The sequence below is a fragment of the Paraburkholderia sp. JPY419 genome (assembly GCF_050435705.1).
GTDB classification, from domain to species: Bacteria; Pseudomonadota; Gammaproteobacteria; order Burkholderiales; family Burkholderiaceae; genus Paraburkholderia; species Paraburkholderia youngii.
The window spans coordinates 748,763-761,866 of the sequence record NZ_JBNDKV010000004.1 but is presented as its reverse complement, the minus strand read 5'-3'; the positions used below and the strand labels follow the sequence as shown (position 1 = coordinate 761,866).

Below are 13,104 nucleotides of genomic sequence, written 5' to 3'. Positions count from 1 at the left end.
CCCGGCGTCAGCGCGCGGTCATCAGATCGGCGGCGCGCATCAGGCCGTGGGTGCGCGCATCGCCCGCGACGACGAAACGCTGCCGCCGCGCGGTCCACGTCAACAGCCGCAATTCGCCGATGCGGCGCGCGGCCCACTGCGGCTCTTCGCGCGCAAACGGCGCCGCCGCCGACAGCACCACCACCGGCTGCTGATCGCCGTTCAGATAGACGAGCTCGTCCACGCGCTGCAATGAGCCGAGCCGCAGCACGCGTTGCTCGACGAGGCGCAGGCCGACCGCGCCGAGATCCGGCGCGGCTGGATCGGCGCGCGTCGGCGATGCCGACGAAAAGGGCCGCGCGCTGGCTTCGGCGAGCGCCATCACGGCGGCGTTGTCGAGTGCTTGTGCTGATACCTGCGCCGCCGCGAGCCAGCCGCTGACGGCGATCACCATCAGCGCGAGGCCTATGAATGCGACGAGCGTTCGACGCGCGGGACCGGCCGGTTGCGCGCGCATGCGAAGCCGGCGCGATCCGCGCAGGTACCCATGCGCGGGCTCCTCGGTGGTCTGAAACGTCGCCTGGATCTGTGCGTTCAAGCGGTCGTAAAAGGCCACCCGCCGTGCTTCCGCCGGATGCTTGTTGAGATAGTCGCGCAGCGCCGCGGCACGTTCGGGCGTCAGCGTGCCGTCGGCATAGGCCTGGATGTCGTCTTCGGACGGAGGAGTGCCGGACGGGCGATGAGTCGAGGTCATGGTGATGCGCGGTGTTGACTACTGCTATCCGAGTGCAAACACAGGCGCTTGCGCATTTATTCCCCGCGCCTGCGATGTTTTTTCTCGCGGCGAATACAGGAATAAACACTGCCGACTCGTGGTTCTCCCTGGTGCGAACCCGCACAACACTCACTGGAGTCGATCATGAAAAAGCTTTCGTTCGTCGCTTTGTCGTTCGTCGTTCTGGCCGCTTCGTCGAGCGCGTTTGCGCAGGCCAAGACACGCGCTCAGGTGTACCAGGAATTGATCGAGGCCCAGCAGAACGGTCTCGACTACGTCACCGACGCGTCGTACCCTGACGTCAGTCCCGTGTTCGCACGTCAGGTCGAGCAGCACAAGATTGCGCTTGCCGCGCAAGCGGCGGCCGCCGCGAGCCACGTCGCGAACTCGGGCGCGCCGGCTGTCGGCACCCGTTGAAGCATCGGCCACCGGCGCGCGAATGGGTTTGAACGGGCGCGCCGGTGCCGGATGGAATAGATCGTTGCGCGGCGTGTTTGCCCGTACGTTGGTATCCATCCGGCAAGGAGTCTCCGTGACACAACCCTCCCGACCCAAACCTCCTCCCCCCGGCTCCGGCCCGCGGCCGATCTGCGTGCCATGTCGGCTCGGCGCGATCGGCGCGGTCGTGCTCGCGCTTGCGGGCGGCTTCGCGTACACCGCGGGCTGGCTCACGCCCCCGCGTCTCACCGCTCCGCGCATCATCGATACGTTCGAAGCAGTCGCGGGCCAGCATCCCGGCTATCGACGCAATCACGCCAAAGGCCTATGCGTGGACGGCTATTTCGACAGCAACGGCAATGGCGCGGCGCTGTCGCACGCGGCAGTGTTCGCGCCGGGCCGCACGCCGGTGTCGGGCCGCTTCGCGGTGCCCGGCGGCAATCCGTCCGCGCCCGATACGAGCTCGCCGGTGCGCAGTCTCGCGCTGCAGTTCCGGCTTCACGATGGCGAACAGTGGCGTACCGGCATGAACTCGACGCCGGTGTTCGCGGTGCACACGCCCGCGCAGTTTTATCAGCAGTTGCTGGCCTCGAAGCCCGACGCCGCGACCGGCAAACCGGACCCCGCGAAGCTGAAGGCGTTCTACGCGGCCAATCCCGAAACGCGGCCGTTCCAGCGCTGGGTCAAGTCGCACGCGCCGTCGTCGAGCCTCGCGAACGCCGCGTACTACGGCATCGACGCATTTCTGTTTACCGATGCTCACGGCACGACGCGCGCGGTGCGCTGGGCCGTCGTGCCAGATACGCCATACGCGCCGATCACCGCCGAGCAACAGGCCGAAAAGAACTTCCTCGCCGCCGATCTCGACGAGCGTCTGCAACACGGCCCCTTGCGCTGGCATCTGATATTGACCGTCGCGCAGCCGGGCGACCCCACGAACGACGCGACGCTGCAATGGCCCGAGGACCGTCAGCGCATCGACGCGGGGACGCTCGTGATCGAACGCACGACGTCGCAGGAAGACGGCACCTGCCGCGACGTCAACTTCGATCCGACGATCGTGCCGGCCGGCATCGCGCCATCGGATGATCCGCTGCTCGCCGCGCGCTCGGCGGCCTACGCGCAGTCGTTTCAACGCCGCACGAGCGAGGAGGCGCTGCATCCCGAGCTCCATCGAACCCAGCCAAACGGAGAGCACTCATGACCGGCGATCGCACTCACTTCAGTCCGCTCGCGCGGCTGCTGCACTGGACGATGGCGCCGCTGATCGTCGCGATGCTGTTCATCGGCGTGGGCATGGTCGCGACGGTATCGCGCACCCACGATGCGTTGGTCGCGCTGCATCGGCCGCTCGGCATCGCGTTGCTGCTGCTCGTGCTGGTGCGGCTCGCGGTGCGCGTGATGCGCGGCAGTCCGCCATTGCCCACGCGCATGTCGAAGCCGCAGCGAATCGCGGCGCATGCGTCGCACGTCGTGCTGTACGGGCTGATGCTCGCGATGCCGCTGATCGGCTGGGCGATGCTGTCGGCGGCCGGCTATCCGGTCACGCTGTTCGGTCCGCTGCATCTGCCGCCGATCGCACCGCAGGACGTCGCGCTGTTCGCGCTGCTGCGCGCGCTGCATACGTGGCTCGCGTTCGCGTTGTTCGCAACGGTGCTGCTGCATCTGGCGGCGGCGTTGCTGCATGGGCTGATCCTGCGCGACGGGGTGTGGGGCAGCATGGCCCGCGCAGGACGCTGATCCCGGCCGAACCGGCCGCGCCGCGGCTCGTTCGGGCCGTTCTCGATTCGACCAGATCGGCCGGCCCAGCGATTTTCGTCCAACGCGTAAAATGGCCGGTTACCACAGGCAAATCGCAGCTGGACAGAATCGGCCGGGCGTCGCGAGCGAGCGTCTCCCGTCGCATGGTTCGACCCGCGCGCGCTTGCCTTCGCCGGTTTGAACAGGAATGCACGCGGATGTCGTCAGTTTTCTTCGATCGGGAAAGCATTGCGGAATGGCTCGGTGAGCACACCGTCGCCAAGGCGCGCTCGGTGGGCGCGGTCAGCAACGTCAAATGGCAGGGCGAGACGCTGTCGGGCGACGTGCAGGGCTCGCAGCCCCAGCCTTACCGGACACGGGTCCGATTTCGGACCGATGGCGGGTCGCCGTGGGCCACAGGCGATTGCACGTGCCCGGTCGGGCGCAATTGCAAGCACGTCGCGGCGCTGCTGCTCGCGGAACTCGACTACCACGACGAGATGGATCACATCACGCAGGTCGAGGACGACAGCGACCCGGCCACGTCGGAGGTGTTCGTCACGCGACGGATCACGGTCCCGAGCGTGCCGCCGGCGCCATCACCGTCATCATCTTCGACTCCGGGTGTGCGGCCCGAACTGGTCAGCTGGCTCGAGCGTTTTCGCGCACGAGCCCGCGCGGCTGACGCCGCTGCCGAAAAAAATGCCGCCCGCAAGGTGCAGGCCCCAAGCAGGGAAACGCTCGCCTATCGGCTCAACTGGTCGCGTTTTCATCTGCGCCACGAGGTCGTGCTGCATCGCGCGCGTTGCGACGCCGACGGCGTGATCGTCGAAGTCGGCGACAGCTGGGGCGACGTCGAAGGCGCGCTGCTCAGGCAGCCGCGCTTCGTGTCCGACAAAGACCTGTCGATTCTGCGCGGCCTGTGGCTTGGCCGCTCGCGCGAGGACTTGGGCCAGTTCGTGCTGCGCGGCACGAGTGGCGGGGAAACGTTGCAGAAGCTGATCGCGACCGGCCGCCTGTTCTTCGACTTCAGGATCGCGCCGGGCGAGGCCCGACCGACGCCGCTCGCCCGCGCCGCCGACCGGCCCGGGCGCATCGAATGGGAGCCGCTCGCCGAAGAGCGCCTGCGCCCGGTGCTGCGCACCGAACCGCGCGCGAGCATGGTGCTGCCGACCGAGCCGGTCTGGTACGTAGACGGCGTCGCCAACGAGGCGGGCGTCGTACCGCTGTCGCTGCCGTTCCAGCAATTGCCCGACTACCTCGCGATGCCGCCGATTTCGCTCGCCGAGGCGCCGCTCGTCGCGTCGGTGCTGCGCGAGATCGCGCCCGAGCTGCCGCTGCCGCCGACCCACGACGCGCCCGCGATTCGGGTGATCGATGTCGAGCCGGTGCCGGTGCTGACGCTGAACAGCCACGCGCTGCCGGGCACCGCGAAGGGCATGAAAACGGCGAAGGCCGCAACAACCGCGAAGGCCGCGAAGGCCGCCGAGCACAAGTCCGCCGCGGTCGAGCTGGCCGCGGCGAGCTTCGAATACGACGGCGTCAGCATCAACGCCGACAGCAGCGTGACGCTGGTGCCGCTGCCGGGCGGCGACGTGATTCACATCCGCCGGCGCTACGACGTCGAGAAAAAGCGCTTGCTGGAATTGCGCAAGACCGGTCTGCAGAAGGTGCCGACGCGCAATATGCAGGCGGCGCGTCTGTTGCCCGACACCATGCTCGGTCTGCCCGATGCCGACGCGTGGTCGGAGTTCGTCAACGACGCGGTGCCGGATCTGGTCGCGAAGGGCTGGCGCGTGACGATGGCGCCCGAGTTCCGCTACAACGTGATCGAGATCGACTCGATCGACGGTACCGCGCAGCAAGCCGGCGACGGCTGGTTCGATCTGGAGATGGGCATCCGCGTCGGCGAGCGCAACGTGCGGCTCGAGCCGCTCTTGGCCGATCTGTTCCGGCGCGACCGGCGTTGGCTGTCTGGCGCGCTGGAGAGCATCCGCGACGACGAGCCGATCGAGCTGAAGACCGAGGAGAACAAGCGTCTGCGGTTGCGCGCCGATCGACTGAAGCCGGTGGTCCGGGTGCTGGTCGATCTGTTCGAGTCGCTCGGCGGCGCGCTTGCCGAAGGCGCGCCGCTGCGCGTGCCCGCGGTCGATGCCGGCCGCCTCGATGCGCTGCACGACACCGGTCGCTGGCAGTTCAGCGGCGACGCTTCGATTCGCGAGCTCGCGCGCCGTCTGCAAGCCGGACCCGGCTTGCGCGAAGTGGCGGTGCCGCGCGGTCTGAAGGCCGAGCTGCGCGCGTATCAGCACCAGGGCCTGAACTGGATGCAGTTCCTGCGCGAACAGGATCTGGCCGGCGTGCTCGCCGACGATATGGGGCTCGGCAAAACCGTGCAGACGCTCGCGCACATTCTCGCGGAGAAGGAAGCGGGGCGGCTCACGCAGCCCGCGCTGATCGTCGTGCCGACCACGCTGGTGCACAACTGGCGCGAGGAAGCGCGCCGCTTTGCACCGGAGTTGAAGGTGCTGGCCCTGAACGGGCCGCACAGGAAGGAACGCTTCGAGCAGATCGGCGAACACGAGCTGATCCTGACCACTTATGCGCTGCTGTGGCGCGATCAAAAGGTGCTCGGCGAGCACGACTATCATCTGCTGATTCTCGACGAAGCGCAGTACGTGAAGAACGCGACCACCAAGGCCGCGCAGGCGATTCGCGGCTTGCGGGCGCGGCATCGGCTGTGTCTGACGGGCACGCCGCTCGAGAATCATCTCGGTGAGCTGTGGTCGCAGTTCGATTTTCTGCTGCCGGGCTTTCTCGGCAGCCAGAAGGACTTCACGCGACGCTGGCGCAACCCGATCGAGAAGAACGGCGACGACGTGCGACGCGCGTTGCTCGCGCGCCGCATCCGGCCGTTCACGCTGCGCCGGCGCAAGGACGAGGTCGCGAAGGAACTGCCGCCGAAGACGACGATCGTGTGCCCGGTCGATCTCGAAGGCGCGCAACGCGACCTGTACGAAACCGTGCGCACGGCGATGCAGCAGAAGGTGCGCGCTGCGGTCAGCGCGCAGGGGCTCGCGCGCAGTCACATCATCGTGCTCGATGCGTTGCTCAAGCTGCGCCAGGTGTGCTGCGATCCGCGGCTCGTGCGCACCCCGAGTGGCATCACGGACGGCGCGGCCGCGAGCGGCGGCGAGCGGGCGATGCGCTCGGCCAAGCTCGATCTGCTGCTGTCGATGCTGCCCGAGCTGATCGAGGAAGGTCGTCGCGTGCTGCTGTTCTCGCAGTTCACCGGCATGCTCGCGCTGATCGCGGAGGCGCTCGACGAGGCCGCGATCCCGTACGCGATGCTGACGGGCGACACGGCTGATCGGGTGACGCCGGTCGAGCGGTTCCAGCAGGGTGAGGTGCCGCTGTTTCTGATTAGCCTGAAAGCGGGCGGCGTGGGGCTGAACCTGACCGCCGCCGACACGGTGATCCACTACGACCCATGGTGGAACCCCGCCGCCGAGAACCAGGCGACCGACCGCGCGCATCGGCTGGGACAGGACAAGCCGGTATTCGTCTACAAGCTGATCGCGGCCGGCAGCATCGAGGAAAAGATCGTCGAGCTGCAGGAACACAAGGCCGGGCTCGCCGACAGCATTCTCGCGGAAGACGCGGCAGGCGCCGCGAAGTTCTCGGACGACGATCTCGACGCGCTGTTCGCACCGATACCGGAAATCGAGGGCGCGCGGTGAGCGCGAGCGGATGATCGGACGAGGCAATGCTGGGGCAATGCGCAGCATCCATCGGGGGAATCTGATGCGCTGCAGCAACGTTAAAGGGGGCCGGACTGTAACAAAACGTCTGCGTGTGTAAATGGCGGCCGCGGGAGGCTTCAACTCATACCAATTTCGAACTCGCGCTGTGCAAGACTTGCGCGTCGCGTGCTTCGGGGACCATGCGTAATAACTACTTTCCCAGCGGTTACAAAGGAAATTCTTTCTTCTTGAGCGCGGCTTCGCGCCGGGCTAACGTGACATTACTCGTGCGGCTAGACCCCGGCGAGCGTGTGTAGTGTTCTTTAGGCGGCGTTGCTTCGACAGGGGCAACGCCGCTTTTTTTTGCCCGCGACACGCGCGCCCGGCATCATCCGCTGACTGCCTTTGACGCATTGCGTCATCGCATTGGCCATCAATGTGAAGCACTCGAACGCCTCATACAAAAACGGGCTGCGCGTCTCGCGCACCTGCATAAGGACTGCATCAAATGACAACTCGCCCCGAGACGAAATCTAACAATGTTTAAACGATTTATTCTGAGATTATTCTTATACTGAACACGCAATTGTTAAATAAGAGTATCTGAAAGGAATCTTAAAGCGGATAAGCGGCATCGCCGAAAAGCCGCTCCAGCAAGGATCTGCGGTCCGCATTGTGATGTCCGCCCGGGGGCCTCGCAGTGCTGGCAGACCGGAGGAACCTAAGAAACATGCCAATCGTTTTCGATTAGGGTTTTTCGCGACGGATTGCCGGTCCACGGTAAGCGGGATGAAAGAGGGTTTTCGATTATCATGATCTGCCCTGCATAAATCGCTATGGAAATCACATTTATGCGCTGATTTCAGCTTCATGAAACCAGCGTCATAGCAGGGTACGGCGAGGGACCATTAGTCAGAAAGTAGCAGCCGGAATTTTATGGAAAGCCGGATCGGCGGCGCTATGTCGTCATCCCGGTCGTCAGCCGGTGCGCCGGCCGTCAGCCGCGAAAGGCGCTGTTACGTTGTGGGGTGTTATGAGAATTGCTGTCCTCGAAGACGATTCGGCTCAGGCCGACCTTGTGTGTCAAACGCTATCCGCCGCTGGACACGTCTGTCATGCGTATGGCGCAGGGCGCGAACTGGTGCGCCAGTTGCGTCGCCAGACGTTCGACCTGCTCGTGCTCGACTGGAACGTTCCCGACATGTCCGGTGAAGAGGTGCTTCGCTGGGTACGCGAGAGCCTGTCCGAGCGTCTGCCGGTGCTGTTCATGACGAGCCGCGGCCGCGAATCCGACATCACTTCGATTCTGAATATCGGTGCCGACGACTATCTCGTCAAGCCCGTGTCGGGCGCGGTGCTGCTCGCCAGGGTCGGCTCGCTGCTGCGGCGTGCGTATTACCTGAAGCCGCCGGCGACCAGGGAAGTGTTCGGTGACTTCGAGTTCGACCTCAGCGCCAAGCACGTCGTCGTGCGCGGCACGCCGGTCTCCGTCACGCAGAAAGAGTTCGAACTCGCGCTGCTGCTGTTTCAGCATATGAGCCGGCCGCTGTCGCGCGCACACATTCTCGACGTGATCTGGAAGCAGGCCACCGACATCCCGTCGCGCACGATGGACACCCACGTGTCGATGTTGCGCAGCAAGCTCGGTCTGCGCCCGGAGCAGGGTTATCGGCTCACACCGATCTACGGCTATGGCTACCGCCTCGAGCGGATCGAAGCCGACACACGACCTACCGCCGACGACGAACCCACTGAAGAAGCGGGGGAGGCGTGACCGTCTGCGTGGGTGGGGCGGCGTCGGGCAGCAGCGCTATCTCCGGCCGCCGCGCCGCCGCGTGGCTTGCCGCGGCCTGTCTGATCGCAACGGGCGCGACCGGTTGGAGCGCGCTCGCGCACGCGCAGCCCGCGCGCGGCAAGGCCGGTGCGAAGGCGTTGCCGGTCTACGCTTCGTACACCACGCACGAAGGCGACACGCTGTACGACATCGCCGCCCGCTACATGGCCGACCCGTCCGACTGGGCGCTGTTGAGCAGGCTCAATCACGTGCCCGCGCCGCGCCGCATGCCGGCCGGCATCGTGCTGCGTTTGCCGTTCCAAAGGCTGCGCCAGGATCGGGACACGGCGCGCGTGGTCGCGACCAGCGGTCCGGTCGAGCACGCGTTCGACACGAGCCCTTATCTGCCGTTGAAGAGCGGTGAAACGCTTGCCGAAGGCGATCACTTGCGCACCGGCGCGAACGGGTTCGCGACGCTCGAACTGCCCGACGGCTCGTATGTGACGGTCGCGCAAAACGGCGAACTCAATATTGAGAGGCTGCGGCACATCACGCTGACCGGCGCGGCAAATCGCATCTTCCAGCTGCGTTCGGGCGAGGTCGAAAGCCAGGTCACGCGTGCTACGCGACGCGACGATCGTTTCCAGATCCGGTCGCCTTCGGTGGTCGCCGGGGTGCGCGGTACGCGCTTCCGCGTTGATTACAACGGCGACACTCAGACCACCGCGGTGGCCGTGCTCGATGGCGCGGTCGGCGTCGATCCGGCCACGCAGCACGGCCAGAGCGCCGCGCCGGCGCCGGGCAGGCCGCTGCAGGCGTCCGACCAACTGGTCAAGGCAAGCTTCGGCAACGTCACGCACTCGGGCGAAGCGGTCGGCAGTCCGCTCCAACTGTTGCCGGCACCTTCGCTCGCGCGGCCGGCGCGCGTGCAGGACGGCAAGACCGTCGCGTTCGACGTCAACCCGGCCGAGCACGCGCTCGGCTATCGGCTGCAGATTTCGCACGATGCCGATCAGCTTGACCTGGTGCGCGATTTACGCGTGAGCGTGCCGCACGCCGACTTCGGCGATCTGCCCGACGGCACATATTTCGTACGTGTTGCGTCGACCGATAGCAACGGCCTCGATGGCCTGCCGAGCGTGTATGCGTTCGAGCGCCGCCAACTCGGGCTGGACGCTTCGGCCGCGCAGCGCGCGGGCAGCCACGACTACGAGTTCCGCTGGTTCGTCAGCCACAGCAACGTGCCGACGCGTTTTCGCTTCGTGCTCGCGAAGACGGCTGATCTAAGCCATCCCGTGATCGATCGCACCGATCTGCCGGGCGGCGAGCTCGTGATCAGCGATCTGCCGCCAGGTGTCTACTACTGGACGATCGTCGCCGAGCAGTTCGACAACGGCCGCTTCTACGAAAAGAGCAGCCCGGTCCGCTCCTTTACGCTGGCGCGCTGACGCTGGTAGATTCTCGGAGCCGGCCTGCTGGCCGGTCCGTCCTCTGGTTCCCGACTACATCGTCCCTTGCCCGCCACTTCTACGCGACTGAGCCTCGATCCGCGCGCCCGTCTCGGACGGCGGGCCGGCCGGCGCTTTCTGATCGAGTGGCTCAGCGTCGGCTGCCTCGGCCTCGCGGTGGTCCTGCTGACTTCGCTCGGGCGCGTCGGCGCGGGCATCGATCTGCTGGTGTACGACCAGTTTCTGAAGCTGCGCGCGCAGCCGCTGCTGTCGGACATCGTCGTCGTCGAGATCGACAATGCGACCATCGACGAGCTCGGCCGCTGGCCGTGGCCACGCAGCGTGCATGCGCGGCTGCTCGATCGGCTCGCCGCGGCCAAACCTGCCGCGGTGATCTACGACGTGCTGTTCACCGAGCCCAACCTCGACGACGCCCGGCTCGCCCACGCCATCGCGCTGAGCCCGACCTATCTGCCCGTGCTGCTGACGCCGCCCGATGCGAGCGGCGAGCGCACCGTCGATCAACCCGTCACGCCGCTCGCGCAGGCGGCAGCCGGGCTCGGTCACATCAATTTCGAAGTGGACAGCGACGGCATCGTGCGCAGCGTCGCGCGCTTCCAGGGCGACGAGCACTCGCGCTGGCCGCAACTGACGGTGCTCGTCGCCGACGCGGTCGAACACGGCAAGCTGCATCTTCGCAACGGGCTGCCGCCGCGTCGCTCGAACGAGGCCGCGCGCGGCAGCGACGACGGCCGCGAAGACCGCTTCCTGATTCCATTCGGCCCGAATGCCGCGAACTACGCGAGGTTCAGTTTCGCCGACGTGCTCGCCGGCAAGGTGCCGGCCGACCAGTTGCGCGGGCGCATCGTCGTGATCGGCGTGACGGCGTCGGGTCTGTACGACCGCTTCGCGACGCCTGTGTCGGGCGAGCTCGGTCCGCTGCCAGGCGTCTACATCCACGCGAACGTGCTCGACACGCTGCTGACCGGCCGCGAGATCCAGCCGGTCGCGCTGTGGATCGTGTTCGCGGCGGCACTCGCGCCGCTCGCCGCGTTGCTCGGCGGCTTCCTCGTGCTGTCGCCGCGCCGCTCGCTGATGCTGACCGGCGCGCTGGTGCTGCTCGCCGTGGCCGGCAGCGCGCTGCTGCTGTACGGCGGCAGGCTGTGGATGTCGCCGGTGCCGGCGATCCTCGGCGTCGCGATCGTCTACCCGATCTGGAACTGGCGCCGCCTCGAAATGACGATGGCGTATCTGCGCGGCGAGCTGCAACGTCTCGCCGACGAGCCGCATCTGCTGCCAGAAACGCCGAGGCGCCGCCGCGAGTTCGGCGGCGACGTGCTCGCACAGCACATGGCGCTGATGGCTGAGGCCGCGCAACGGGTGCAGGACATGAAACGCTTCGTGTGGGACAGCCTCGACAGCATGCCGGAGCCGATTCTCGTCAGCGATGTGGGCGGCGTCGTGCTGATCGCGAATCACGCGGCGAAAGCGCATTTCGCGCGGCTCGGTGCGCCGATGCCCGAGGGCCAGCCGATGCAGAGCGTGCTCGGCGGGCTCACGCTCGTGAAGACGATCGATACCGGCGCGGCCTCGGACAACCAGCGCAACGTGTACGCGCACGCGCACTGGCCGGCGCCGCTCGATCCGACGCGCGGCGAGTTCGCGGCGCTGATGGCGCAGGGTGTCGAGGTGCGCGACACGAACGAGCGCGACCATCTGCTGCGCTATGCGACCTGCACCAACGCGCAGGGCGAGACGACCGGCTGGATCGCCGGTTTGGTCGACGTGTCGGCGCTGCATGCGGCCGAGCGTCAGCGCGAGGACGCGCTGCGGCTGCTGTCGCACGACATGCGTTCGCCGCAGGCGTCGATCATTGCGCTGGTCGAGATCGAGCGCGCGCGGACCGAGCCGGCGCTCGCGCGCGGCGTGCTCGAGCGCATCGAACGCTACGCGCAACGCGCGCTCACGCTCGCCGACGACTTCGTGCAACTGGCGCGCGCCGAATCGCAGGCCTATGTGCTCGAGCCGCTGAGCCTGACCGAACTCGTCATCGATGCGAGCGACGAGGTCTGGCCGCAGGCGCACGCGAAGCGCATGACGCTGCATACGGAAACCGGCGACGACAGCAACGACGAACCCTGGATTTGCGCCGACCGCTCACTGATGACACGCGCGCTCGTCAATATTCTGAACAACGCGGTCAAGTACAGTCCGCCCGACACGCGCATCGTGTGCAGCTTCGCGAGCCAGCCGGCGGCGAGGCGCGAAGGCAGCGGGGCGGCTCGCGTGGCGTGCACGATCCGCGACCAGGGCTATGGCATCCCGAAGGAGCAGCAGGCGGGGCTATTCGAGCGCTTTCGCCGTTTTCACGAGGCAGAGCGGCCGGAAGTGGGCGGCGCGGGACTCGGCATGGCGTTCATCAAAACCGTCGTTACGCGCCACGGCGGCAGCGTCGAAGTCGTCAGCGCGCCCGGCGAGGGGACGGCCTTTACGATCTGGCTGCCCGCGCTCGACGACGCGCCGCTCGATGAAACGAGCGCACCGCGCGCCTGATGCGCTCGTGATGGATTCGATGGACTGGAGAGAAGACAGAAAATGGCGAAGATCGCTCACCTCTGTGCCGCGCTGGCCGCGGCGAGCCTCACCGCTTGCGCGGGCCTCGGCGTTGACGTGCACACCATCTGCGCTAACGGCGCCGACCGCGCCGTTGCGCTGCAAGGCGAGCAGACCTATTCGCTCGCGCGCACACAGTCACAGGACGACAGCGCCGACCATCCGCAAGTCGAAAAGCTGCTGCGCGACGAGTTGGCGAAACACGGCTTCGTCGATACGGCGGGCAACCCCGCGCATTATCTGCTGTCGATCGCGTATAGCACGCGGCCGGCGTCGATCGGCATTGGCGGTGGGGATTGCGCGCCCGCCGATTGCGGCGCGGGCAGCGACGGTCCAGGCGCGCTGCTTTTCGGGCGCAAGTATCAGCACGCGCTGACGCTGCGGTTTTTCGACTATGCGAGCGGCACCGAGCGGTACAAGGTCAGCGCGGTGTATAGCGATCGCGACGCGGACCCGCTGCATGCGCTGCCGCTGCTCGTGAAAACCGCGCTTGCGAAGCTGCCGTACGACGCGCCGGCCGACTGGCGTGTGAAGCTCAGTATCGACAAGGCGAGCGGTGCGCCGAACGTCGAGTCGATGGAGCCGCTGCGGCGCTAA

The 13,104-nt window shown here is 66.8% G+C and carries 10 protein-coding genes; 8 read left to right on the top strand and 2 right to left on the bottom strand.

Features of this window, described 5'->3' with window-relative positions:
- Positions 1 to 7: 7 nt before the first annotated feature.
- Positions 8 to 733: an anti-sigma factor family protein gene (locus tag QFZ91_RS31980; RefSeq protein ID WP_429569643.1), complete on the bottom strand. Its 726-nt coding sequence runs from the start codon at positions 731 to 733 to the stop codon at positions 8 to 10.
- Between the two features lie 165 nt (positions 734 to 898).
- On the opposite strand from QFZ91_RS31980, the gene QFZ91_RS31975 reads away from it, so the two are divergent.
- The 4 genes from QFZ91_RS31975 to QFZ91_RS31960 all read left to right on the top strand — a co-directional run bounded on the left by QFZ91_RS31975 (position 899) and on the right by QFZ91_RS31960 (position 6,669).
- Positions 899 to 1,171 carry a DUF4148 domain-containing protein gene (locus tag QFZ91_RS31975; RefSeq protein ID WP_429569642.1) on the top strand — a complete coding sequence of 91 codons (273 nt, stop codon included), beginning with the start codon at positions 899 to 901 and terminating at the stop codon, positions 1,169 to 1,171.
- A gap of 115 nt (positions 1,172 to 1,286) precedes the next feature.
- Complete coding sequence (locus tag QFZ91_RS31970) at positions 1,287 to 2,396, top strand: catalase family peroxidase (RefSeq protein WP_429569641.1); 1,110 nt, start codon at positions 1,287 to 1,289, stop codon at positions 2,394 to 2,396.
- On the top strand, positions 2,393 to 2,932 hold the full coding sequence (locus QFZ91_RS31965) for a cytochrome b (protein ID WP_429569640.1): 540 nt from the start codon (positions 2,393 to 2,395) through the stop codon (positions 2,930 to 2,932). Before QFZ91_RS31970 ends, QFZ91_RS31965 begins: the two co-directional genes overlap by 4 nt.
- A 218-nt stretch (positions 2,933 to 3,150) precedes the next feature.
- Complete coding sequence (locus QFZ91_RS31960; protein ID WP_429569639.1) at positions 3,151 to 6,669, top strand: SNF2-related protein; 3,519 nt, start codon at positions 3,151 to 3,153, stop codon at positions 6,667 to 6,669.
- A 326-nt stretch (positions 6,670 to 6,995) separates the two neighbouring features.
- Here QFZ91_RS31960 and QFZ91_RS31955 read toward each other — a convergent pair whose 3' ends face one another.
- Positions 6,996 to 7,166, bottom strand: a complete 171-nt coding sequence (locus tag QFZ91_RS31955) for a hypothetical protein (RefSeq protein ID WP_429569638.1) — start codon at positions 7,164 to 7,166, stop codon at positions 6,996 to 6,998.
- Between the two features lie 539 nt (positions 7,167 to 7,705).
- On the opposite strand from QFZ91_RS31955, the gene QFZ91_RS31950 reads away from it, so the two are divergent.
- The 4 genes from QFZ91_RS31950 to QFZ91_RS31935 all read left to right on the top strand — a co-directional run bounded on the left by QFZ91_RS31950 (position 7,706) and on the right by QFZ91_RS31935 (position 13,104).
- Positions 7,706 to 8,446 (top strand): response regulator transcription factor, encoded by a 741-nt coding sequence (locus tag QFZ91_RS31950; protein WP_429569637.1) that lies wholly within the window; start codon positions 7,706 to 7,708, stop codon positions 8,444 to 8,446.
- Entirely contained in the window at positions 8,443 to 9,894 is a 1,452-nt protein-coding gene (locus QFZ91_RS31945) for a FecR domain-containing protein (protein WP_429569636.1), read from the top strand. Before QFZ91_RS31950 ends, QFZ91_RS31945 begins: the two co-directional genes overlap by 4 nt.
- A 66-nt stretch (positions 9,895 to 9,960) precedes the next feature.
- On the top strand, positions 9,961 to 12,447 hold the full coding sequence (locus QFZ91_RS31940) for a CHASE2 domain-containing protein (RefSeq protein WP_429569635.1): 2,487 nt from the start codon (positions 9,961 to 9,963) through the stop codon (positions 12,445 to 12,447).
- A gap of 42 nt (positions 12,448 to 12,489) precedes the next feature.
- Entirely contained in the window at positions 12,490 to 13,104 is a 615-nt protein-coding gene (locus QFZ91_RS31935; protein WP_429569634.1) for a DUF4136 domain-containing protein, read from the top strand.

Bases quoted from the DNA above. Each gene is read 5' to 3' on its own strand.
- QFZ91_RS31975 (WP_429569642.1), top strand. From the start codon at position 899: ATGAAAAAGCTTTCGTTCGTCGCTTTGTCGTTCGTCGTTCTGGCCGCT.
- QFZ91_RS31955 (WP_429569638.1), bottom strand. From the start codon at position 7,166: ATGCAGGTGCGCGAGACGCGCAGCCCGTTTTTGTATGAGGCGTTCGAG.
- QFZ91_RS31960 (WP_429569639.1), top strand. From the start codon at position 3,151: ATGTCGTCAGTTTTCTTCGATCGGGAAAGCATTGCGGAATGGCTCGGT.
- QFZ91_RS31950 (WP_429569637.1), top strand. From the start codon at position 7,706: ATGAGAATTGCTGTCCTCGAAGACGATTCGGCTCAGGCCGACCTTGTG.
- QFZ91_RS31980 (WP_429569643.1), bottom strand. From the start codon at position 733: ATGACCTCGACTCATCGCCCGTCCGGCACTCCTCCGTCCGAAGACGAC.
- QFZ91_RS31935 (WP_429569634.1), top strand. From the start codon at position 12,490: ATGGCGAAGATCGCTCACCTCTGTGCCGCGCTGGCCGCGGCGAGCCTC.
- QFZ91_RS31965 (WP_429569640.1), top strand. From the start codon at position 2,393: ATGACCGGCGATCGCACTCACTTCAGTCCGCTCGCGCGGCTGCTGCAC.